Below are 23,402 nucleotides of genomic sequence, written 5' to 3' on the forward strand. Positions count from 1 at the left end.
TCAAGGAGGTTACTTCCTTTGACAGAATATATTACAACACCTAATTTAATTACAGAAAAAAGTTTCCGTATGATTCATGATGAAATTGCCGCAACACGACCAGATTATAAATTCAATAATCCAGTTGAAAAGGCAATTATCACACGAGCAATACATACCACTGCTGACTTTGACTATTTAGACAGCTTGACCTTCACCCATGATGTGATTCGGAAAATTAAGGCCGTAATGACTCAAGGTGGGACGATCTATACCGATACCCATATGGCATTATCAGGTATTAACAAACGTAAATTAGATGAACTAGGTTGTCACTATCATTGCTACGTCAGCGATCCTGAAATCTTTACTTACGCCAAAGCACATGATATTACGCGTTCAATGGCTAGTATTGAAGTCGCCGCAAAGGGTGACACTAAGAAATTGTTCGTTATCGGCAATGCGCCTACAGCTTTGTACAAGATTTTGGAAATGCAAGCAGCTGGTCAATTACATGCCGATGCAGTGATTGGCGTACCAGTTGGCTTTGTGGAAGCCAAGGAAAGTAAGGAAGCTTTGTTTGAAAGTGATCTTCCAGCAATTGTTGCCCATGGCCGCAAGGGTGGTAGTAACTTGGCGGCTGCTTTGACCAATGCAGTTTTGTATAATTTAGATCAGATTGACGGTGATTAATTTGGCAGATGAAGAAAAGTACGTTTATTATAACGGTCGCGCATTGCGTAAAGGCTTCACCACTGGCACTACGGCAACTGCCGCAGCAGTAGCGGCGACGAAAGCGTTACTTGATCAAACGGCGCAGGATACAGTACGGGTCACGGCAGCCAATGGCCAACAAGTTGATTTTGAAATCAAGGATTGTCATTTTGATGAGCATGAAGCAAGCATTGCTATCCAAAAAGATGGTGGTGATGATCAAGATGCGACTGATGGCATGCTGATCTACGCCACAGTGACGTTACGAGACGATAATCAAATCGTGCTTGACGGCGGTAAAGGGGTTGGCCGTGTGACGCAAGCGGGCTTAGCTAACCCAGTTGGGATGGCTGCTATCAACCCAACACCACGAAAAATGATCAAGCAAAGTGTTCGCGCAACCTTAGGTGAGGATCGCGGTGCTAATGTAATTATTTCTGCACCAGAAGGCGAAGAGGTCGCTAAGTTAACCTACAATCCTAAATTAGGGATTGTTGGTGGTATTTCAATTTTAGGTACCAGTGGTATTGTGACACCGATGTCTGAAGAAAGTTGGAAGCATTCGATCACAATTGAAATGAATATCCATCGTAAACGTGGGGACAAGGATCTTATTTTGACGCCTGGTAATTACGGTGAAGATTTTCTCAAGGATCAAATGCATATTCCCGTCACTAAACAAGTGCAAATGAGTAACTTTGTTGGCTACGTCTTACATGAAGTTCAGCGGCTCCAATTTGAAAAATTGTTAATTGTTGGCGATCTAGGCAAGCTGATCAAAGTATCGGCGGGTATCTTTTCTACACACAGTAAGGACGCCGATGCCCGGGCAGAAATCATGGTGGCTAACTTAGCATTAATGGGGGCGCCAACCGAACTATTGCAAAAGGTCTATCAATGTTTGACCACGATTTCAATGATTGAATTGATCAATCAAGCTGGCTATCAAGGCGTTTATCAAATGATCGTGGACAAGATCAAATTACGAGCGGATAAGCTATTGGCGCATCGTAAACCATATGTTGATATTGATGTGGTTATTTTCTCCAATAAAACTGGCTTTTTGGCGGCAACTAAACCATTAGCAGAAATTGAGGGGCAATGGCAATGATCAATATCGTCGGTATTGGCCCTGGTGATGCTAAATTAATGGTGGCCGAGGTAGCAACCGTGATCGCTCAGGCGGAAGTTGTGGTTGGTAGTAAACGCCAACTCGCACTGTTTGATCTGCCTGCTGCAAAGCAGTACGTGCTACCTAAACTTAGTGAATTGAAAGTCTTTCTCCAAGCTAATCAGCAGCGTGCAATTGCGGTTTTGGCCTCAGGTGATCCGTTATTATATGGTATTGGTAATTGGGCGTTACACCAGTTTCCCCGTGAGCAGGTACATATTGTGCCGGGTATCAGTGCGATCCAGTACTGTTTTCATCAAATCGGCTTACCGATGAATGATAGCTATTTAACCAGTAGCCATGGGCGGGTGCCAGATTTTGATTTCTTGTTGCAACACGAAACTGTTGCCATGGTAACTGATTCAGAAATTGGGCCTTATCAAATTGCGCAAGCTGTATTAAGCCACCAACAAAAGCGGTTGATCTATATTGGTGAAATGTTAAGTTATCCCGAAGAAAAAATAACCTGTGTACCCGCGGAGCAAGTGCAAGACCGCGCTTATGCATTAAATGTGGTGGTGATTACCAATGCGTGATGACGAATTCTTGCGTAGCAAAGTTCCAATGACTAAAGCTGAGGTGCGCGCCATTAGTATTACGGCGTTGCAATTAAGCGACAAAAAAACGTTGCTCGATATTGGTGCCGGTACTGGCAGTATTAGTGTGCAAGCCGCACATGATTTCCCTCAATTACAGGTGACGGCGATTGAACAAAAAGCGGCGGCAATTGAAATTATGCAACAGAATATTGAAAAGTTTCAATTAGCTAATATTACGTTGCTCGATGGCGCTGCACCAGCGGCAATTCCAGAACAGACCTACGACGCAATTTTTGTTGGCGGTAGTGGCCAGCAACTTGATGGCATCGTTGATTTTGCGGCTGATCATTTGATTGCCGGGGGCCAATTCGTGTTGAACTTCATTTTATTCGAAAATGCGTTGGCGGCTTATCAGTTAGTTGAGCAAGCCGGCTTCAAGCAAATTGAAATGGTCCGAGCGGAAATTTCAAAGTGGCATAAGTTAGGTCCAGGGCATTATTTTCAGCCACAGAACCCAACGATGATTCTAACTGCAAGTAAATAAGCACAATACAAAGAAAAGAGACGAACAAATATGGCAATTGTAAGTTTTGTTGGCGCCGGTCCTGGCGATAAAGAATTGATCACATTAAAGGGTTACCGTTTATTGGCGGCGGCTGATGTGGTCATCTACGCTGGGTCATTGATCAATTTGGATTTATTGGATTACTGTAAGCCAGCGGCTGAGAAGTTTAATAGCGCGGGCATGACTTTAGACGAAATCATTGCACAAATGGAAAAAGCGGTTAAAGCAGATAAAAACGTTGTGCGCCTACAAACCGGTGACTTCTCGATCTACGGTTCGATTCGTGAACAAATTGAAGAACTAAAAAAGCGTGATATTGAGTATGACTGTATTCCTGGGGTCAGTTCCTTCTTAGGGGCTGCTTCTAGTTTAGGCGTTGAATATACGGTACCAGAAGTTTCCCAAAGTGTGGTGATCACGCGGATGGCTGGCCGGACACCAGTACCTGAACGGGAATCATTACAATCCTTTGCGGCACATCAAACGTCGATGGTTATTTTCTTGTCGGTACAAGGCATGCGCAAGGTTGTGAAGGAATTAGTTGCTGGCGGTTATCCTGAAACGACACCGGCAACGGTTATCTACAAAGCAACTTGGCCAGACGAACAGAGCGTTAGCGGTACGTTAGCAGATATTGCTGATAAAGTTAAGGCAGCTGGCATCCGCAAAACAGCTCTGATCATGGTTGGCGAATTTCTCGGTGAACAGTACCATTACTCACATTTATATGATGCCCACTTCACCCATGAATACCGCAAGGCCAGCAAAAAATGAGTCAACGCTTTGCAATCGTTACAGTGACGGCAATCGGCCAAAAGCTCGCCCAGCAGATTGCCGCGGTTTGGCCCCAGCCAGTGACGATCTACGCACCAGCAAAAATTGCTGCGCCAACAACGCAGTCAATTGCGCGGGGAACCTTTACTACTGTGGTGCAAGATCTATTTAAACAAGTCGATTGCTTGATCTGTATTATGGCCAGTGGCATTGTCGTGCGGACTTTGGCGCCAGTCATTGAAGATAAAACGACCGATCCAGCTGTGCTAGTTTTAGACGAGCGCGGGCAGCATGTGATCAGTCTATTATCAGGCCATGTTGGTGGCGCTAATCAGTGGACGACGGAACTGGCAACATTATTAGCTGCAGAGCCAGTAGTGACCACCGCCACCGATACGGAACAAGTTCAAGCACTAGACTTATTGATGAAGCAATTAAATGGTTGGTATCCTGAATTTAAACGCAATACTAAGTGGATCAACGGTTTATTGGCGGCAGGACAACCTGTGGCTTTATACATCGAACCATATTTGCGCACCTACGTGGATCAGTTACATGGGTTCACCGTGGTCGCCGATTGGCATGAATTGCCCAGTGACACACCGACAGTGATTATTTCTGACCGCACTGTTTTTCCCAAACGCGCCCAGACTGTTCAATTAATTCCGCGGTGTAACGTATTCGGTATTGGCTGTCGTAAGAATGTGACCATTGCCCAAGCACAACAGGCCTGGCTAGAGTTTTGCCAGCAACAAAATTTAGCTTGGCAATCAATTATCCAAATTGCCAGTATTGATAAAAAGGCGCACGAACCGGCATTACACTATTTAGCTGCAACGTTTAATTGTGATTTAACTTTCTACACAGCGGCTGAGTTAACCGCGGCTGCGGAACACTATCCGCAGTCAGCGTTTGTCAAAAAAACGGTTGGTGTCGGTAATGTGGCGGCTGCTAGTGCTGAAGTAGCTAGCGGTCAACAAACAATCACGCCACGGTTTGCTAGTCAGGAAATGACTTTTGCCTTGGCACGTTTAAAACAATTAGAGAAATGAGGAAATTTGATGTTATATATTGTAGGAATTGGCCCCGGTTCACGGGATTTGATGACCCAGGAAGCCCTAGCTGTAATCGCAAAAACGGATATTATTGTCGGTTATTCAACTTATATCCGAATCATTCGTGATTTGATCAAGGATAAGGAAATCGTTTCAACAGGGATGCGCGGTGAAGTAGCACGTTGTCAAAAAGCCATTGAAATTGCTCAGACAGGTAAGGATGTTGCCATCGTTTCTAGTGGTGACGCTGGCATTTACGGCATGGCTGGTTTGGCCTTAGAACTTGCTAGTAAAGCAGGTGCTAAGATCGATATTAAAGTTGTGCCTGGTGTTACTGCCAGTATCGGTGCTGCCGCAGCATTAGGGGCACCATTAATGAACGATTTCTGCCACATTAGTTTAAGCGACTTAATGACGCCATGGGAAGTAATTACAAAGCGCGTTGACGCTGCTGCCAGCGCTGATTTTGTCATTTGCTTGTACAATCCTCGTAGTAAGGGTCGGCCAAATAACTTACGCGAAGCTTTAAATATTATTTTAAAATATAAATCAGCTGACACTGTAGTTGGTATTGGTAAGGACGTTGCACGACCAAAAGAGATTGAAAAGATCACGACGATCAAAGATTTAGATGAAGAAGATGTTGATATGACCACAATCGTGATTATCGGCAATAAGAATACTTATGTGGCTGATGGCCGGATGATCACACCAAGAGGGTATACACTATGATTTTATTGATGGGTGGTACAACGGAAAGTTTATCGATCGCCGATTTTCTCACCCAGCAACAGCGTCCCTTCATTCTGTCAGTGGTCAGTCAATATGGGGCTGAATTAGCCCAAGAGCACGCTGCAGTGGTTTCGGAGCAGGCATTAAATGCGGAACAGTTACCGGAATTTCTACGCGCTAAGCAAATTGATTTAGTGATTGATGCAACGCACCCCTTCGCTAAAGTGGCGTCGGAAAATACGATTGCGGCAACTAAGGTAGTGGGTATTCCGTATGTTCGTTTTGAACGCGAACAAGTGGCAGAAGCGGGCCAGGATCTACGCTTTGTCGATAATTTAGATCAAGCGTGCGCACTGCTTAAACAACTTGATGGTACTGTTTATTTATCGACCGGCAGTAAAACAGTGGGTGACTATATTGCGGCATTGGGCCTTGAGCGGATTCATGTGCGAGTTTTGCCAGTTACCCGCGTTTTTGAAAAGTTGACAGCGCTAGGCTTACGTGCTGAACAAATTGACGGTATTCGTGGCCCCTTTACGACTGAACTTAACGTGGAACTCTTTAAGCGGGTCAATGCTTGTGCAGTGGTGACGAAAGAAAGTGGCCGCCAAGGTGGTATTCAAGAAAAGATTACTGCCTGCGCACAGTTAAATATTCCCTGCATTATTATTAAACGGCCAGCAGTCAATTACCCAGTAGTTGTCAAAACAATTCCTGAGCTGGCAACTACATTAGCAAAACTTTAAAAGGTGGTGGTAGCATGAGTGGTTTAGTTTCATTAGTTGGTGCTGGGCCAGGCGCACCAGAGTATTTGACCCGCTTAGGCGAGCGCCGGCTACAAGAAGCCGATGTGGTCTTCTACGATCGCTTAGTTGATCCCGAGTTACTACACTTAGCCAAGCAAGCTGAATTGATCGATGTTGGTAAGCTACCGCGGTTCCATAAGGTCAAGCAAGGACAAATCGAACAATTACTGATCGATTATGCCCGGCAGAATAAACGCGTTGTGCGTTTAAAAGCTGGCGATCCATATGTCTTTGGGCGTGGCGGTGAAGAAAGTCAATGCTTAGTAGCAGCCGGTATCAATTTTGAAGTTGTACCCGGTATCACTAGTGCAATTGCTGGGTTAGCTGCTGCCGGGATTCCAATCACGCACCGCGACTATGCGTCCAGCTTCCATATTATTACGGGGCATCGCCAAGCCGCTAATGGTGGTCTTGATTGGGCGAATATTGCCCAGCAAGAAGGCACGTTAGTTTTCCTAATGGGCATGGGCCAATTACCACAAATTGTGGCGCAATTACGGCAACATGGTAAGCCAGCGACCACGCCAGTAGCGATTATTCAATGGGCGACACATTGGAATCAGCGGGTGGTGACTGCACCATTAGCACAAATCGTTAGCACGGTGCGTCAAGAAAAAATTGGGGCGCCAAGCTTGATCGTAGTCGGCGATGTGGTGAAATTACGGGCAGTTTTACAAGCACCACAAACACCATTAACTGGGCGGCATATTTTAATTCCTGCCGCCCAGCCGTCACGCTTAGCACAGTTGCTCAGTGACCGTGGCGCTTTTGTTGGTCGTTTTGAACGTAGCACGCCACAAGCGTTAACAGTGAACTTGCCTGACTTTACGACTTATCAAACGTTGGTGGTTACCGATATTATTGCCTTCGAGCAGTTGCAGCAACAGTTATTGACAGTCAAGCAAGATTTGCGGATATTGGCGTCTTTGAAGCTAGTCGCAACTAGTCAACGTGTGGCCAAAGGATTAGAAAAACATGGTTTATTGGTTGATACGTGTACACCACTTGAGCAATTGGATTTAAGTGATCCGCAACTACTGATAATTGGCGCGGCGCCGATATTAGTAACAACAGGTGCCACATGGTTAGCCCTTTACCGGCATCAGTTACCACAGCAAGACCGTTTACAGCCACGGCAATACCAAGCGGCAATTTTTCCTAGCACACAAGCGGTGACTGATTTATTTAACAGTGTGCGGCCTAGTCAGCGGCAACAGCTACAGCAATTACCAAGCTTTGCTATGGGCGAACAGGTTGCTGCTGCACTGATTACTCAAGGTGTACAACGGGTTTATACCAGCCAACCAAGTTATACAGCTATTTTAGATAAAATTGAAGGATGGTATCAAGCATGAGCAAAACAGCTATTTTAGTCGTCAGTTTTGGCACCACTTTTCCTGAAACCCGGCAAAAAACAATTGCCGCAACGGAAACTGCCATTCAGCAGGCCTATCCGCAGGCAACCGTTTTTCGCGCCTTTACATCCAATGTGGTGATCAAGCGAATTCGCGAACAAGAGCAAATCAAAATCGATACACCTAGCCAGGCCTTACGCAAAATTCAGCAAGCTGGCTTTACCCGCGTCATTGTTCAATCGCTACATATTATTCCCGGCATTGAATATCAGCGCCTGCTTAGCCAACTAAGCAGTTATCGGGATCAATTTACTGAATTGATCATTGGCCAACCGCTACTAAATGATTACAGTGACTATCAATGGTTAGTGGCGCAATTACCACTGTTAACGCCTGATCTAGCAGCGGATGAAGGTGTTCTATTTATGGGGCATGGTACTGCTGATAATCAATTTACTGCGTATGCTTGTTTGGATCACATGTTGATGGGTACGCGCCATTACGTGGGTGCAGTAGAAAGTTATCCAGATTTAGCGCTGGAAATTAAACGAATGCAACAAGATGGCATCAAAAAAGTTCATCTATGGCCATTGATGTTGGTTGCTGGCAATCACGCCACCAACGATATGTCATCAACTAAGCCTGAATCATGGCGTTCACAGTTGGAAGCAGCCGGTTTTACGACCGAAAGTCATTTAATTGGTTTAGGCGAAATTTCAGCAGTCCAGCAACGCTTCATTCAGCATTTACAGCAAGCAATCGATCAGGCAAAGGAGTAAGCAAATGGCAAAATTTTATGGTATTGGCGTTGGTCCTGGTGACCCTGAATTATTAACGGTTAAAGCAACTCAACGCATCAAAAAGTTAGACGTTTTATATACACCACTGGCACATCATGGTGGTATTAGTGTTGCTGAAAAAATTGCCCAACCGTATTTGCCCACAACACTGGAAATCAAGCAACGACACTTTCCGATGGTTAAGGATTTAGCAACTAAAGAAAAAAGTTGGGCGGCGATTGCAGCGGAAATCGTTAGCGATGTCCAAGCAGGTCACGATGTCGGTTTTCTGACTTTAGGCGATCCTTCTGTCTACAGTACTTATAGTTATATTTTAGAGCGCGTACAAGATCAGATTGAAGTCGAAACCATTGCTGGTATTTCATCATTTTCACAAATTGCTGCTAGTCTATCGCTGCCATTAATGTTAGATGATGAGTTATTGACGGTCGTACCTGCAACAACTGATGAAGCAACCTTGAAAAGTGCCTTGGATCTAAACGATAACTTGGTCATTATGAAAGTGGCAACGCATTGGCAAATGGTTTATCGCTTATTAGCGGATGCTAATTTGCTAGAGCATGCGATTGTGGTTGCTAACGCTTCGATGGCGCAACAAGCAATTACGCCAGTCAGCCAATTAACGGCGGCTAGTAAATTGCCATATTTTGCCACAATGTTAGTGAAGAAGCACCAAACGCTCGGTTAAGGCGTTATTAATTAGAAATATATTGATTGAGTAGGTGAAAGTAGCATGTTATCAGCACGTAAGTTTAAACGTTTATTGATCATTGTCGCGGTGGCGGTGTTACTAGTCAGTCTGAATTATCCAATTACCGTCCACGCAATGCATATCATGGAAGGGATGTTGCCACCAGGCTGGTGTATTTTCTGGTTTGCAGTGGCAGCGCCATTCTTTATTTATGGCTTGTACCGGATGCGACAAATTGTTCGTGATTCCAATCAAAACGCTAAAATTATGCTGGCATTATGTGGGGCCTTTGTATTTGTCCTCTCATCGTTAAAAATTCCATCAGTGACAGGGTCATCTTCTCATCCGACTGGTGTTGGCTTGGGAACTGTTTTATTTGGCCCAGGTGTATTAAGTGTTTTAGGCGCTATTGTGCTGCTATTCCAAGCTTTATTGCTAGCTCATGGTGGCTTGACCACATTAGGTGCCAACATGGTTTCAATGGTTATTGTAGGACCATTTGTTGGGTATGCCGTTTGGCGCCTATGCCGCGCGCTACGGATGAACCGCAGTATTTCCATTTTCCTATGTGCGGTGTTTGCTGATTGGATCACATACGTCACGACTTCAATTCAGTTAGCCGTGGTGTACCCGGATCCCAATAATGGGGTGCTGGGGGCGGCGATTAAGTTTCTCAGTATTTACGCTGTTACGCAGATTCCCTTAGCGATTGCGGAAGGGCTATTGACGGTGTTAGTTTATAACTTAGTGATCAGTAATCATTTGTGGGAGGAGTCGGCCTTACGATGAAACGCAAAACGTTGCAAAACTGGATTTTACTTGGCTTAGTGATCGTCTTATGTGTCATTCCGTTTTTCGTAGCTAAAAATGGTAGCTTTACTGGTAGTGATGATCAAGGCACTGAACAGATCCATAAGAATGATCCCAGTTACAAGGTTTGGATTCACCCGTTATGGACGCCGCCTTCAGCCGAGGTTGAGAGTTTCTTGTTTACGGTGCAGGGCAGTATTGGGACAGGGATCATTGCCTATATTATCGGTAATGCCCATGGTAAACGTAAAGCCCGCCAAGAAATACAGCAAAATGCTAAAAACAAGTCATAGCTGGCAGTCGTAACTAAATTGAACGGAGGAACGAACCATGTTAGTAATTGATAAATATGCTTACCAAAACAAAATCGTTCATTGGTCACCTGTTTTAAAAGGGTGTTTGTGGCTGTTAGGAATGATTTTGGCGTTCCAACCGTTGATTTGGTTAAAACTGTTGCTATTAGTTGGCGTAGTTAGTGCAACACTGTACGTAACTGGTGTTGGGTTACACCAATACTTACGTTGGTATTATGGCATCTTGCCTTTCTTAGCGTTGAGTATTTTAGGAATTATTTTAACAGTGGGACCGAGCCGGCATACCTTGTATTGGTCGTTGCCAGTATTTGGTCAATATTTCGGGATTTCCAAAGTGATGTTGCCACAAGGATTAACGATTGGTTTGCGGGCGTTAAGTGCGATCACGTGTACTTACTTTCTAGCATTGACGACACCGTTTCAACAAATTGTTTATTTATTAGTCAAGCTACATTTACCACGCTTATTAATAGAAGAAACAATGTTGATGTACCGCTTTATTTTTATTTTTATCGCGGCTTGGGAGCAAATCTATCACGCGCAGCAATTGCGCTTTGGCTATCGCAATTTCCATACCAGCATTCATTCACTAAGCTTGCTGATCAAGTTGCTATTTGAACAGATCATTTATAATTACCGTGAAATGGACAATGCATTAGCGGTTAAACTTTATCATGGCGAATTTCCAATTACGACGAGAGAACGGAGCGGCAATAATGCTTGAATTACAACATGTAAATTTTAGTTATGAACCGGGCAAAGAAGTCTTGCATGATATCAATTTAAAATTGGATCAGGCACAGGTGATTGGAATTATCGGGCCTAATGGTTCTGGTAAATCAACTTTGTTCTTGAATCTAGTTGGTATTCAGCGGCCAGACAGTGGGCAAATTTTATTGGATGGTCAGCCATTACGTTATGATAAGAAGTCATTATTAGCGTTGCGCAAACGGATCGGAATTATTTTTCAAAATTCAGAGCAACAAATATTTTATTCATTGGTAGAGGACGATGTTGCCTTTGCCCTACATAACCTAGGTTTACCACAAGCAGAAATTGATGCGCGCGTTGACCAAGCGTTGGCTAAGCTAGATATTAGCGACCTACGGCAACGACCGATCCAATATTTGAGTGGGGGTCAAAAAAAGCGTGTGGCAATCGCGGGTATTTTAGTTTTAGATTCTGAGTGGTTACTATTAGATGAACCAACCGCTGGTCTAGATCCTGATGGTCGGCGGCGGATGGTCCGCTTGATCCATCAATTGATCGCCAACGGGCAAAAAATTATCTTATCTAGTCACGATATGGATTTTATGTATGAAGTCGGTCAATATTTCTATATTTTGCAAGATGGTAAAATTGTCAAAAGCGGTGATAAGCAATCAGTATTTCGTGAACGTACGCTGATTGAAGCAGCTAAGTTGGAGCAACCGTGGTTAGTCCGGCTACATGAAGATCTACATTTGCCATTATATGCAACACCGGCAGAATTATTTGCGGATAAGGCGTTGCAGAAAAAGTTAGCTCAGTTGGATTTGTCTGGTGAGGAGGAAAAAGAATGACACGTTCAATTATGTTTCAAGGAACGGCATCTGATTCAGGTAAAAGCTGGTTAGCTGCAGGTTTGTGCCGGATTTTACGTGATGATGGCTTACGCGTGGTACCCTTTAAATCACAAAATATGGCGTTGAACTCATTTATTACTAAGGAAGGTAATGAAATGGGGCGGGCACAAGTTTTCCAAGCAGAGGCTGCTGGGGTGGCACCTGATGTACGGATGAACCCAATTTTGCTGAAGCCATCCACTGACAAGGCCTCACAGGTGGTATTTTTAGGAAAAGTATTGTCTGATATGGATGCAGTCGATTATCAAGCGTTCAAACCGCAACTCAAAGATAAAGTGCAACAAGTTTATCAAGATTTAGCAGCAGAAAATGATGTGGTGGTACTGGAAGGTGCCGGCAGTCCGGCGGAAATTAATTTAAATGAACACGATTTAGTTAATATGGGTATGGCGCGGATGGCTGATGCACCAGTAATTTTAGTGGCCGATATTGACAAAGGCGGTGTATTTGCCGCAATTTACGGTACAATAAAGTTATTACCACCAGCTGACCAAAAACGAGTCAAGGGTATCGTGATCAATAAATTTCGTGGGGATGAAACTTTATTGACGCCCGGTAATAAAATGATCGAGGACTTAACTGGTGTACCAGTATTAGGTGTGATTCCAATGAGCGACGTTGATTTAGATGAAGAAGACAGCGTGGCTTTAACTGGAAAATCGCGTGAAGTTGATACCAGTAAAGCCTTAGATATTGCTGTGATCAGCTTAACTAAGATTTCTAATTTCACCGATTTTCACAGCTTGGAGTTGCAGCCTGATGTTTCCGTGCGTTATGTCTTAAAGCCAGAAGAATTAGGCCAGCCAGATTTATTGATCATTCCGGGCAGTAAAAATACCAACGAAGACATGGCTTATTTAACCAAAACTGGCTTAGCTGAGGCAATAAAGCAAGCCCATCAGCATGGCAGTATGGTCTGCGGTATTTGTGGTGGCTATCAAATCATCGGCCGTGAATTGCATGATGAGCAACAGGTTGAATCAGCAATCAAACAGCAGGCTGGCCTGGGCTTAGTTGATGCAGTGACTTATTTTAATCCGACTAAAACAACGACCCAAGCAGAAGCGTGGCATGATGATTTCAAACTGACTGGTTATGAAATTCATATGGGTACGACAAAATTAGGACCACAAGCGCAACCGTACACTAAGATTGTCGCTAATAATGGCGTTAAAACAGAACGCTTAGATGGGGCTATTAATGCTGACGGTAGCGTATTTGGTACTTATTTACATGGTATTTTCGATAATCAATTATGGACTCGGCACCTGCTAAATCAATTACGGCAGCGTAAAGGGTTAGAGCCGATTTATACGCCGGGTGTGTCCTTGAATGTTTATAAGGAACAGCAGTATGATAAACTAGCAGCGACCTTACGCCAACATCTTGATATGCCGGCAATTTATCAAATTTTGGCGGATAGTGAACACTAAGGGATATAATGAGTTTGGTAAAATGTTCTATAAATTAGGACAACGGCACTATTTGTATTAATCAGTGGTACTATTTTAACCACTCTTTCAAAAAAGTGAGGCATTTCATGTATCCAGTTATGTTAAATTTACAGCATAAGCAAGTTGTAGTGATCGGTGGTGGTCGTGTGGCGGCGCGCAAGATTAAGACGCTACGGGCTGCGGGGGCAACGATCACGGTGATCAGTCCCACCTTAAGCCCACAAATTGAGCGGCAACAGCTTAATTGGGTTACACGGACTTATAAAACTGGCGATTTAGCGCAAGCTGACTTGATTATCGCTTGTACCAATAATTTAGCGGTCAATGCGCAGGTACGGCAAGATGCTGGGCCAGGCCAACTGGTCAATAATACCAGTGATAAATACGCTTCGGATTTTTATAATATGGCAATGGTGGAACAAGATGAAGTGGCGTTAGCTGTTTCAACTCATGGCAGTTCACCCAAACTGGCTAAAAAAATTCGGCAATTATTAACGATTTGGCTGCAGGCCAAGCCGTGGCAAAAAGGGAAGGAATGAAAACGAATAATGTTTATTATTTATGTTAATCTGGACTACCATCCTTTGCCGCTGGCGTTACGTGAGCAATTTTCTTTTGCAGCGGAGCAACTGGCACAAGCTGATCAACAATTAAATGAAGAAAAAAGTATTTTGGAAAATGTGATCTTATCGACTTGTAATCGTACCGAAATTTATGCGGTAGTTGATCAAATTCATACTGGACGCTATTATTTGAAACGCTTTTTAGCTAATTGGTTCAAGGTTGACTTAGCGACAATTAATGACTATGTTATGATTGAGGAGCAATCAGCGGCAGTTACCCATCTCTTCCGTGTTGCCAGTGGTCTAGAATCTTTGATTATTGGCGAACCACAGATTTTAGGTCAAGTAAAGCGCGCCTTTTTCGCTGCCCAAGCAAATGCGACAACTGGTGCCATTTTTAATCACTTATTCCAAGAGGTGATCACTTTCGCTAAGCGGATGCACACCGAATATAAAATCAGTGAACACTCGATTTCGTCTAGCCAAGCCGGCTTACACCAGATCAAGGCACACTTACAATCACTACAGGACAAGCAGTTAGCCATCGTTGGCTTAGGCGAAATGGGCCGCCAAGCGCTGGATAACGCTTATAACATGGGCTTTAGTCGAATTGTGTTGGTCAACCGGACGTTAGCTAAAGCACAACATTTAGCTGCTAATTTCGGTGGTCAAGTAAGTGCGGCACCGTTGACTAAACTACCAGACGTTTTGGCGACATCAGATGCTGTCATCACGGCAGTCGCAACGCAAGAACCGTTGATCGATGCCCAGGCGCTGACAGTCCGTCAGCCGAATTTAGTTTTGATCGACCTTGGTGTACCGCGGAATATTCGTATTACACCGCAATTGGCTGAACAGTTACATTACTACAATATTGATCAATTAACTGAAATCGTCCAGTCCAATAACGAATTGCGCCAACAGTTGGTTAAAAAAATCGCTGCTGAAATTCCAGTTGCGGTTCAAGAGTATTACACATGGCAACGGCAGCTACATATTGTGCCGGTGATCAAGGAACTACGTGAATCTGCTTTAGTAGTTCAAGATACGGCCTTAACCAGTTTACAGCATAAGTTACCTGAACTGAATGAGCATGAGTTAAAAGTGATTCGTAAGCATATGAAGAGCATCGTCAATCAAATGATCAAGCAGCCAATTAAAACAATTAAGGAATTATCAATTACATCAGATGCTGATGTTGATATTGACTTCTTCAAGCAGATTTTTGGTTTGGCTGAGGTTGATGAAGCAGCCGTCAAAAAGGAGGTTGCTAAATGAAATCGACATTTATTATTGGCACCCGCAAAAGTAAATTAGCAATGTGTCAATCACAATTAGTGCAAAAGCAACTACAGGAGCGTTTTCCACAACTGAATTTTCAACTACAACCAATTGTTACTGAAGGAGATCGTAATTTACACGATAGCTTGCAAAAGATTGGCGGTAAAGGCGTATTTGTCAAAGAAATTGAGCATGAACTACTGACCAGCAAAATTGATTTTGCCGTGCATAGTTTGAAAGACGTGCCACCAGTATTGCCGGACACTTTGACGATTGGGGCGATACCGCAGCGTGCTTCAGCCTTTGATTGCTTGATTACAGTAGCACCACTGAAATCGTTGGCCGATTTACCGCAACACGCTCGGATCGGTACTAATAGCTTGCGGCGTGAAGGTCAATTATTACATGCGCGGCCAGATCTGGAAATCGTGCCGATTCGTGGCAACGTGGACACACGCTTGGCTAAAATTGCCAGTGAACATTTGGCTGGTATTGTCTTAGCTGAAGCTGGCTTGGATCGCTTAGCAGTTGATATTGCACCTTACTATCGGTACTCGCTACAAGACGTTATTTTGCCAGCTACTGGCCAAGGGGCGTTGGCGATTGAATGTCGCCAAGCAGATACGGATACTTTGGCGTTACTTGCTGCGCTCCATGATACGCATACTGCTAACTGTGTCCAAATTGAGCGCGCCTTTCTGAAAAAATTAGGTGGGAGTTGTAACTTTCCCATTGGTGCTTACGCGACACAAAATGCACTAGGGTTTGAATTCAAGGGTTTGGTTGCTGCACAGGATGGCACCCAATGGTATCCAATTGAAAATCGTGGGCCTTTAACCGCTAAATTAGGGGCGACCGCTGCAGCTATCTTAATTGATCAAGGCGCACTAACTGCATTGAACGTTGAATAAATAAAAAATAAAAGAAAGAAGTCAACTCATTATGATTCAATTTGATCGTCATCGTCGTTTACGTACTACACCAGCATTGCGAGATTTAGTTCGGGAAAATCGGGTAACTCGCGACGATCTGATCATGCCAGTTTTTATTGTGGAGGATTTAAAGGGCAAAAGAGAAATTAGCTCAATGCCTGGTGTTTATCAATTTGGTTTAGACACCATTTTAAGTGAAATTAAAGCAATTACTGAGCTTGGGATCAAAGCTATTATTTTGTTTGGTCTTCCTAGCCACAAGGATGATGTTGGCACTGGTGCTTGGGCAGATGATGGTATCGTTCAACAAGCAACCCGGAAAATCAAAGCAGCTTATCCTGACTTGATTATTATTGCCGACACTTGTTTATGTGAATACACTTCGACAGGTCATTGTGGTGTAGTGGATGAAAATGGGTATGTTTTAAATGATGAATCATTGAAACTGATCGTCAAAACTGCCGTTAGCCAAACTAAGGCCGGCGCAGATATTATTGCGCCATCTAACGCAATGGACGGCTTTGTAGCAGCAATTCGCCAAGGCTTGGACGAAGCTGGTTTTGTCAACACACCAATTATGTCTTATGCCGTTAAGTATGCCTCTAGCTTCTACGGCCCGTTCCGTGATGCAGCTAACAGTGCACCTGAATTTGGTGACCGTAAATCTTACCAAATGGATCCAGCTAATCGCTTAGATGCCTTACGTGAAGTGGCTAGTGATGAAAAAGAAGGCGCTGATATGGTAATGGTCAAGCCATCAATGGCATTTGGTGATATTATGCGCGATGTTCGTGAACAAACACTTTTACCATTAGTTGCTTATAACGTTTCTGGTGAATATTCAATGGTTAAGGCCGCTGCCGCTAATGGCTGGATCGATGAAGCTAAAATTGTTGATGAAATTTTAACGGGGATGAAACGTGCTGGTGCCGATTTGATCATCACTTATTTTGCGAAAGACGTTGCAGCACGGCTAGTTAAGTAGTAGGGGGAATAAAAAAACATGCGTGATTTTACTAAATCTAAACAAGCTTTTGTTGAATCTAGCCAGTTAATGCCTGGTGGGGTCAACAGTCCAGTGCGTGCTTTTAAAAATGTCGGTGGCGATCCATTATTTATTGACCACGGCAAGGGTTCACACATTTATGACATTGACGGCAACGATTATATTGATTATGTCATGTCATGGGGACCGCTAATTTTAGGTCATGCCGACGATAAAGTTGTCGCTGACTTACAGGCAGCAGTGACTAAAGGAACTAGTTATGGCGCACCAACCTTGTTGGAAAGTCAATTAGCCAAAATGGTGCAAAAAATCGTACCATCAATTGAAATGATGCGGATGGTTTCTTCAGGAACCGAAGCTACCATGAGTGCGATTCGTTTAGCTCGCGGTTACACCCATCGTGACAAAATTGTTAAATTCATCGGTAATTACCATGGCCACAGTGACTCCTTATTAGTGGACGCTGGTTCTGGTTTAGCGACCTTCAACATTACTAAATCGCCAGGGGTGCCTGAAGCTTTAGCGTATGATACCTTGACGGTTGCCTATAATGACGAAGCGGCAATTAAGGATGTTTTTGCCGCTCATGGTGATGAAATTGCCTGCGTGATCGTGGAACCAGTTGCCGGCAATATGGGTGTGGTGCCAGCTAAAAAGTCATTCTTGCAAACTTTGCGTCAGGTAACAAGTGAGCATGGTGCGTTGTTGATTTTTGATGAAGTTATGACTGGCTTTCGTGCGGCTTTCCATGGTGCACAAGCTTTGTATGGTATTACACCAGACTTGACTACTTTAGGTAAAGTTGTTGGTGGTGGCCTACCAGTTGGCGTCTTCGGCGGGCGCCGTGATATTATGCATAAAATTACGCCTGATGGGCCAATTTATCATGCCGGGACTTTATCTGGGAATCCATTAGCGATGACTGGTGGTATCAGTACGATTCAACAATTAAATGAAGATTTATATACAGCAATGGACAAAAAAGTAACACGTTTGATGGCTGGAATTGCGGCTGCGGCTAAGCAATATCAGGTACCAATCGTGACTCATCATGTTGGCACGATGTGGAGTTATTTCTTCAATGAGCATGACGTTGAAAATTTTGCTGATGTACAACAAAGTGATCAGGCTTACTTTGCCAAGTTCTATAAAGCCTTGTTACAAGAAGGTATTTACACGGCACCGTCACAATTTGAGACTAACTTTATTTCAACCAAACATACAGATGCAGAAATCGATCAAACGATTGCCGCGTTTGAACGGGCTTTTGCAGCTGTTAGTCAGGAGTGAGTCGATGAGTAGCCAATTTCGTGATTTAACTTTACTGCCATTATCGGCAACTGAACAACTGGTGATTGCCTGCGACAGTAGTGCAGGAATTGGCGCTAAACAAGCAGACATGGTTTCGGTTCCCACCGAAGTTATGTCTGCTTATTGTTTACGCGTGCCGTTGCTGGAGTTACTCTGTTTTGGGGCACAACCGCTGCTAGTGGTGGACACGGTTGGTAATGAAATGCAACCCACCGGTGAACGTGTGATTGCAGGTTTACGGCAAGAATTAGCCAAGGCTGCTTTAGCTGATCTACCTTTAAATGGGAGTACTGAAGACAATATGACTACAGTAACCACATCAGTAGGGGTTACTGTAATCGGCAAAAGGGGTATTAAACCACGTACGCAATATTCTGAGTTAATGGTTTATCGCTTAGGCACGCCATATGTTGGCCAACAAGTTGTGGCCCACTTAGATACGATTTTTGCGTATAACGAAGTTCGTCAGCTGGTACAACAGGTTGGTGTAGTCGATTTATTGCCGGTTGGGTCTAAAGGTATTCGTTATGAGCTAGAACAAATGGCAACTACGCAAAGGTTAACACCACAGTTACTGGTGGCTGATCAGCCAATTTTAGAGCAGTCAGCTGGGCCAGCAACGGTCTTATTAATTGCGGTGCAACCAGAAGCACAGGCTCAATTAAAACATGACTTTCCAAAAATTCAGTTACTTGCTAAATTGAAATCAGGGAGATCGACTAATGGCACAAATTAAATTAATTACTGGTGGCGCGCGGAGTGGTAAATCTGCGTTTGCGGAAGCACAATTTACGGCTACTGAAGCGATTTGCTATATTGCAACGGGGGTGATGTTGGCGCCGGATCAAGAAATGGCGTTGCGCATCGAGCGCCATCAAGCCCGCCGTTCACCTAATTGGCAAACTGAAGAACGCTACTTAGATGTGGCCACATTTATACAAGCACATCAATTTGCTGGGTATTTATTGGATGACGTTACAATGTTGACAACAAATCTGTTTTATCACTTAGTTGCACAGCAAGGTGATATCAAACCAGCTGCTTACGATGACTATATTGAGCAAATGACTAATCCGCAAATTAAGCAAATTGAGCAAGAAATTCTGACACAGTGGCATGATATCATAGCGGCTGTGCATACGACTAACCAGCGTTTGCTAGCGGTCACCAATGAAGTCGGGCTTGGTGTGGTACCAGCAACCCATCAAGCAAGATTATTACGTGATATTTATGGTGATGTTAATCAATATTTAGCACAAGCCGCAGACCAAGTTTATTTCGTTATCAGTGGCTTACCGCAACAAATTAAGTGAGTGGAGGCGATCATTTGGGTCAGGCTTTAATTTTATTTATTCAGTTTTTTACGCGGATCAATGTTCCAGTGATGATCGATGATGTTGAAGAAAAATTTCGCCGTAATATTCAGTATTTAACTGTGTTTGGTTTATTATTAGGTATTTTGGAAGCAGCTATTTTTTGGGTGTTGCAGTTGTTAATGCCAGTTTGGCTGGCGTGGGGGTTATTTTTGATCAGTGATGGGTTGCTAACTGGTGGGTTCCATCTTGACGCCTTGGCTGACAGCGCTGATGGGCTCTTTTCCTCGCGCACACCAGATAAAATGCATGAGATCATGAAGGATAGTCGTATTGGAACCATGGGTACGCTAGCGCTGATTTATTTTTATGGCATCATGCTTGGTGGTGGTGTGGCGCTCAGTCAGCAAGTTACCCCACTACATTTGGCTTTCGTTGCAGCAATTACAACGATGTTGGCTAAAACGGGGCTCTCGCTTTTATTTTATAAAATGGTTTATGCCGGGTCACCTCACGGCTTAGCTAGTATTTGGGTCAAAGTCAAAACGTGGCAAATTGCTGTGGCGCAACTATTTTCTGTTATTGTGATGGCGCTTGCATTAGGGATAAGTGGCGTTTTGAGCTATTTAGTTATTTTGGTGGTAGCTTATGCTTACCGGCGGCGGATCATTCATATTCTTGGTGGTTTTTCTGGTGATACTATTGGTGCATTTGCCGAAGTCGCGCAAATGACTTTTATCCTTGCCTATTTAATTTTTAGTCGGTGGTTGGGATGAAACTTTATTTAGCCCGGCATGGGGAAACGCCGCTGAATCTGCAACATAAGTTTTACGGTACACTGGATGTCGGGTTGACAACCAAAGGGTTAGCGCAAGCACAACAGCTGGCAAAACGCATAAAATTAACTGGAACCACAACGTTTTGTTGCAGTGGCCAATTACGGGCGCAACAGACGTTAATGCCCCTAGTGACTAAATATCACCAGCCATTTCAGCAGCAAGCCGCCTTTAACGAAAAAGGCTTTGGGGCGTGGGAAGGCCTGGACGCTGATGAAATTCAGGCGGGTTATCCCAAAGCCTGGCAGGCCTGGCTGGCGGCACCATTGAGTTACACGCCACCGCAAGCTGAATCATTCGTGCAGTTTCAACAGCGCGTGCTGGCCGGCTGGCAACAATTATTAACCACCACCACGACCACTAATTTAGTGTTGATTGCCCATTTAGGTACACTACGGGTATTAGATCAATATTTATTTGCCAGTGATGCAGTTTTTTGGGATATTCGGTTTAATGCTGGCCAGTATACTGTGATTGATTGGCAAAATGAGCAAGCAACGTTACTTGCCCGAAATGTTTGAAAGTAAAGTGAGGTCAGCTAATGGCAATTTTAATTACTTATCCACAAAAGAAGATTGCGCCAGTGTGGCAACAACGATTAGCTGCAATTGCACCGGTAATTTATTATCCGTTTCGTGAATTAACGTTTAAACCGCTAACCAAAACTGCACAGCATACGCTGCAGCAGGCTGATTATGTAGTCTTGACCAGCGCCTATGCGGCAGCTTGTTTAGTTGAACATTATGCCCAGTTAGTGCAACAGGCTCAGCTAATTGTGTTGAGTACCAAGCTCGCGCAGCAAGTGGCTGGCTGTGGTCAGTCAATTCTTGTTGCGCCACAACCACATCAACAGGCTTTGGTCACGTATTTAGAAGTGCTAAGGCAACCCCAGCAAAAAGTTGTTGCCTTAGTTGGCAATTTAACTAAATTAAAAGTGCGTGCTGGTTGGAACTTATTGCCCATTTATCAAAATCAGTGGTCTGCCACTGCGGCGCAACAAGCACAAACTGATTTAGCGCCGCTGCAATTTGATCGTGTGTTAGTCACCAGCCCTTCAAATTTCACGCGCTTTTGGCAAATCCATCCGCATGAGCCTGCACCAAGGTTTGTCGCATTAGGCGCAACAACAGCACAAGTCTTGCGGCAACAAGGCCTAGCGGTTCAAGTGCCGGCGCCGCAAGAACATTTGTTGGCTGCCGCATTAGCTCTGTTAGCGGCACCAGAATTTGCAGACGACTAAAAATATGCTACAATGCAAGTATCAATAATCCTAAAACGAAAAGGAATGAAGGCTGAGATGAAATCTGATCAACCCAGACCGCCCCACATACGTATGACACAATCAATTGTGCAGTTAGTCATTATCTTAGCGTGTCTCTATGGCATTTTGACGTTTCACTCACCAATGATTTTTGTACTTAGTGCCATTGTAATGGCCGGCTTGATTTTATCGCTAATGAATACTTTAGGCTTTTATTCGCATCCCCGACACAAACGTAATTTAAAAATGAACCGAGAATAGCATTTTAACTTATAAAGCTACCAAAAAAGAGATTAACCGACTAAGGCTAATCTCTTTTACTATCTCATCATAAAAATGAAAGCACGATACTAACAATAATTTCACCAAGGCCCAGCCATAAAAAGACACGCCGCAGTTCAGTGTAAAACGCGGGCTGTTCAGCAGTAGCTGGGGTTGTATCAGCTTCTTTATGCCGCCGTAACCAAAGATGACGAAAAAGATGGGCGTCGTATAAATAAAGGATGATCGCAATAATCAGAATAAATAACCCGATCAAAAATAAATTATTCGAAAGATTTAGTAGCGGGGTGCCCTTATCGGAAAGGAAAGCAAGCAGTAAGGCGAAAGCAAACGAAATAATTAAGCTAACCCAACTAATTTTTTTAATCACTGTGATCACTCCCTTCGAAAGTTTACTATCGCTGCACTTATTTTACCAGTGTCTACGGAAAATGCCAAATATACATATTTAATGAATAAAATAACTTATTAAGCAATATTTATGAATTTACTTGCATAAAAGTATTGAAATGCGTATACTATGACTAATCATTAAAACGGATCAAGGATTAGGGAGGGGCGTACGCATGAAAAGAAAATTAGGACGATTATTAATGCTATTACTTGTTATCATGACGGTTATTTTACCGCTGGCAAGTGTAACTAACACGGCCAATGCAGCGACAACACAAAAGACGACATTGACTGATAAACATTTAAGCTCAATCAAGAAAAAGGGGTACATCACAGTCGGTTTATCCGCGGATTACCCGCCTTATGAATTTCATCAAACAATTAAGGGCCAAGATAAAATTGTTGGTTTTGATATCAGTATTGCAGAAAAGATTGCTAAGGATCTTGGCGTTAAATTAAAAGTTAATGAAATGGGTTTCGATGCGCTGTTAGGGGCATTAAAAACCGGTAAAATTGATATGATCATCTCTGGCATGTCCAAAACACCAGAACGGGAAAAGGAAGTTACTTTTTCTAAGTCCTACTTAAATGTTAAGCAGGTAGTGATGGCGAAAAAAGAAGATGCTGGTAAACTAAGGTCATCCAGTGATTACGAGGGTGTCAAGGTTGGCGTACAGAAGCAATCCTTCCAAGAAGAATTAGCGCAAAAAGAACTATTTGGCGCCAAGATTACGTCACTACAAAAAATGACCGATTTAGTTTTGAATTTACAAAATAATAAAATCGCCGAGTTTACAATTGAAGTGCAACACCCAATGAACTAGACCAACTATAGACAAA

General features: G+C 43.6%; 28 protein-coding genes. 27 read left to right on the top strand and 1 reads right to left on the bottom strand.

All coding sequences use genetic code 11. From position 1 onward, the window contains the following. Window positions 1-18: 18 nt before the first annotated feature. The 26 genes from EKM80_RS03280 to EKM80_RS03405 all read left to right on the top strand — a co-directional run bounded on the left by EKM80_RS03280 (window position 19) and on the right by EKM80_RS03405 (window position 21,866). Entirely contained in the window at window positions 19-672 is a 654-nt protein-coding gene (locus tag EKM80_RS03280; RefSeq protein WP_125551696.1) for a cobalt-precorrin-8 methylmutase, read from the top strand. After that, the gene (gene cbiD, locus EKM80_RS03285) at window positions 665-1,804 is read left to right on the top strand and encodes a cobalt-precorrin-5B (C(1))-methyltransferase CbiD (protein ID WP_125551697.1); all 1,140 of its coding nucleotides are present in this window, start codon (window positions 665-667) and stop codon (window positions 1,802-1,804) included. The genes EKM80_RS03280 and cbiD overlap by 8 nt, the downstream gene beginning before the upstream one ends. Continuing rightward, window positions 1,801-2,400, top strand: coding sequence for a cobalt-precorrin-7 (C(5))-methyltransferase (locus EKM80_RS03290; protein ID WP_125551698.1), 600 nt, complete (start codon window positions 1,801-1,803; stop codon window positions 2,398-2,400). The genes cbiD and EKM80_RS03290 overlap by 4 nt, the downstream gene beginning before the upstream one ends. Continuing rightward, a complete protein-coding gene (locus tag EKM80_RS03295) occupies window positions 2,393-2,947 on the top strand; it encodes a decarboxylating cobalt-precorrin-6B (C(15))-methyltransferase (protein ID WP_125551699.1) in 555 nt (184 codons plus the stop codon). Before EKM80_RS03290 ends, EKM80_RS03295 begins: the two co-directional genes overlap by 8 nt. A 30-nt stretch (window positions 2,948-2,977) precedes the next feature. Continuing rightward, a complete protein-coding gene (locus EKM80_RS03300; RefSeq protein ID WP_125551700.1) occupies window positions 2,978-3,742 on the top strand; it encodes a cobalt-precorrin-4 methyltransferase in 765 nt (254 codons plus the stop codon). Beyond that, complete coding sequence (locus tag EKM80_RS03305; protein WP_125551701.1) at window positions 3,739-4,794, top strand: cobalt-precorrin 5A hydrolase; 1,056 nt, start codon at window positions 3,739-3,741, stop codon at window positions 4,792-4,794. The genes EKM80_RS03300 and EKM80_RS03305 overlap by 4 nt, the downstream gene beginning before the upstream one ends. A gap of 9 nt (window positions 4,795-4,803) precedes the next feature. Beyond that, window positions 4,804-5,529: a precorrin-3B C(17)-methyltransferase gene (cobJ, locus tag EKM80_RS03310; RefSeq protein WP_125551702.1), complete on the top strand. Its 726-nt coding sequence runs from the start codon at window positions 4,804-4,806 to the stop codon at window positions 5,527-5,529. After that, on the top strand, window positions 5,526-6,275 hold the full coding sequence (gene cobK / locus EKM80_RS03315; protein WP_125551703.1) for a precorrin-6A reductase: 750 nt from the start codon (window positions 5,526-5,528) through the stop codon (window positions 6,273-6,275). The genes cobJ and cobK overlap by 4 nt, the downstream gene beginning before the upstream one ends. A gap of 14 nt (window positions 6,276-6,289) precedes the next feature. Continuing rightward, on the top strand, window positions 6,290-7,690 hold the full coding sequence (gene cobA / locus EKM80_RS03320; protein WP_125551704.1) for a uroporphyrinogen-III C-methyltransferase: 1,401 nt from the start codon (window positions 6,290-6,292) through the stop codon (window positions 7,688-7,690). Beyond that, window positions 7,687-8,469, top strand: coding sequence for a sirohydrochlorin cobaltochelatase (locus EKM80_RS03325; protein ID WP_125551705.1), 783 nt, complete (start codon window positions 7,687-7,689; stop codon window positions 8,467-8,469). The genes cobA and EKM80_RS03325 overlap by 4 nt, the downstream gene beginning before the upstream one ends. Before the next feature lie 4 nt (window positions 8,470-8,473). Beyond that, entirely contained in the window at window positions 8,474-9,178 is a 705-nt protein-coding gene (locus EKM80_RS03330) for a cobalt-factor II C(20)-methyltransferase (RefSeq protein WP_125551706.1), read from the top strand. Between the two features lie 45 nt (window positions 9,179-9,223). Next, complete coding sequence (locus tag EKM80_RS03335) at window positions 9,224-9,970, top strand: energy-coupling factor ABC transporter permease (protein ID WP_125551707.1); 747 nt, start codon at window positions 9,224-9,226, stop codon at window positions 9,968-9,970. Next, window positions 9,967-10,284, top strand: coding sequence for an energy-coupling factor ABC transporter substrate-binding protein (locus tag EKM80_RS03340; protein WP_125551708.1), 318 nt, complete (start codon window positions 9,967-9,969; stop codon window positions 10,282-10,284). Before EKM80_RS03335 ends, EKM80_RS03340 begins: the two co-directional genes overlap by 4 nt. A gap of 37 nt (window positions 10,285-10,321) precedes the next feature. Then, window positions 10,322-11,029 (top strand): cobalt ECF transporter T component CbiQ, encoded by a 708-nt coding sequence (gene cbiQ, locus EKM80_RS03345; protein ID WP_125551709.1) that lies wholly within the window; start codon window positions 10,322-10,324, stop codon window positions 11,027-11,029. Then, the gene (locus EKM80_RS03350) at window positions 11,022-11,867 is read left to right on the top strand and encodes an energy-coupling factor ABC transporter ATP-binding protein (protein ID WP_125551710.1); all 846 of its coding nucleotides are present in this window, start codon (window positions 11,022-11,024) and stop codon (window positions 11,865-11,867) included. The genes cbiQ and EKM80_RS03350 overlap by 8 nt, the downstream gene beginning before the upstream one ends. Then, window positions 11,864-13,363 (top strand): cobyric acid synthase, encoded by a 1,500-nt coding sequence (locus tag EKM80_RS03355; protein ID WP_125551711.1) that lies wholly within the window; start codon window positions 11,864-11,866, stop codon window positions 13,361-13,363. The genes EKM80_RS03350 and EKM80_RS03355 overlap by 4 nt, the downstream gene beginning before the upstream one ends. 107 nt (window positions 13,364-13,470) lie before the next feature. Next, on the top strand, window positions 13,471-13,923 hold the full coding sequence (locus EKM80_RS03360; protein ID WP_125551712.1) for a precorrin-2 dehydrogenase/sirohydrochlorin ferrochelatase family protein: 453 nt from the start codon (window positions 13,471-13,473) through the stop codon (window positions 13,921-13,923). Window positions 13,924-13,932: 9 nt separating this feature from the next. Beyond that, a complete protein-coding gene (gene hemA, locus EKM80_RS03365) occupies window positions 13,933-15,225 on the top strand; it encodes a glutamyl-tRNA reductase (protein WP_125551713.1) in 1,293 nt (430 codons plus the stop codon). Continuing rightward, complete coding sequence (hemC, locus tag EKM80_RS03370; protein ID WP_125551714.1) at window positions 15,222-16,139, top strand: hydroxymethylbilane synthase; 918 nt, start codon at window positions 15,222-15,224, stop codon at window positions 16,137-16,139. Before hemA ends, hemC begins: the two co-directional genes overlap by 4 nt. Window positions 16,140-16,170: 31 nt before the next feature. After that, window positions 16,171-17,145, top strand: coding sequence for a porphobilinogen synthase (hemB, locus tag EKM80_RS03375; protein WP_125551715.1), 975 nt, complete (start codon window positions 16,171-16,173; stop codon window positions 17,143-17,145). Window positions 17,146-17,163: 18 nt separating this feature from the next. Continuing rightward, entirely contained in the window at window positions 17,164-18,456 is a 1,293-nt protein-coding gene (gene hemL, locus EKM80_RS03380; RefSeq protein WP_125551716.1) for a glutamate-1-semialdehyde 2,1-aminomutase, read from the top strand. Between the two features lie 4 nt (window positions 18,457-18,460). Further along, window positions 18,461-19,213: a hypothetical protein gene (locus EKM80_RS03385; protein ID WP_125551717.1), complete on the top strand. Its 753-nt coding sequence runs from the start codon at window positions 18,461-18,463 to the stop codon at window positions 19,211-19,213. Beyond that, window positions 19,200-19,790 carry a bifunctional adenosylcobinamide kinase/adenosylcobinamide-phosphate guanylyltransferase gene (gene cobU, locus EKM80_RS03390; RefSeq protein WP_125551718.1) on the top strand — a complete coding sequence of 197 codons (591 nt, stop codon included), beginning with the start codon at window positions 19,200-19,202 and terminating at the stop codon, window positions 19,788-19,790. The genes EKM80_RS03385 and cobU overlap by 14 nt, the downstream gene beginning before the upstream one ends. Window positions 19,791-19,804: 14 nt before the next feature. Continuing rightward, window positions 19,805-20,566 (top strand): adenosylcobinamide-GDP ribazoletransferase, encoded by a 762-nt coding sequence (locus EKM80_RS03395; RefSeq protein ID WP_125551719.1) that lies wholly within the window; start codon window positions 19,805-19,807, stop codon window positions 20,564-20,566. Continuing rightward, window positions 20,563-21,147, top strand: coding sequence for a histidine phosphatase family protein (locus EKM80_RS03400; RefSeq protein WP_125551720.1), 585 nt, complete (start codon window positions 20,563-20,565; stop codon window positions 21,145-21,147). Before EKM80_RS03395 ends, EKM80_RS03400 begins: the two co-directional genes overlap by 4 nt. Window positions 21,148-21,167: 20 nt before the next feature. Then, window positions 21,168-21,866, top strand: coding sequence for a uroporphyrinogen-III synthase (locus EKM80_RS03405; protein WP_125551721.1), 699 nt, complete (start codon window positions 21,168-21,170; stop codon window positions 21,864-21,866). Between the two features lie 349 nt (window positions 21,867-22,215). Here the strand turns inward: EKM80_RS03405 and EKM80_RS03410 are convergent, their stop codons facing one another. Further along, window positions 22,216-22,539 carry a hypothetical protein gene (locus EKM80_RS03410; RefSeq protein WP_125551722.1) on the bottom strand — a complete coding sequence of 108 codons (324 nt, stop codon included), beginning with the start codon at window positions 22,537-22,539 and terminating at the stop codon, window positions 22,216-22,218. A gap of 196 nt (window positions 22,540-22,735) precedes the next feature. On the opposite strand from EKM80_RS03410, the gene EKM80_RS03415 reads away from it, so the two are divergent. Continuing rightward, window positions 22,736-23,386 (top strand): transporter substrate-binding domain-containing protein, encoded by a 651-nt coding sequence (locus tag EKM80_RS03415; RefSeq protein ID WP_386699280.1) that lies wholly within the window; start codon window positions 22,736-22,738, stop codon window positions 23,384-23,386. The last annotated feature ends 16 nt before the right edge of the window (window positions 23,387-23,402 follow it).

The organism is Loigolactobacillus jiayinensis, from assembly GCF_003946445.1.
GTDB classification, from domain to species: Bacteria; Bacillota; Bacilli; order Lactobacillales; family Lactobacillaceae; genus Loigolactobacillus; species Loigolactobacillus jiayinensis.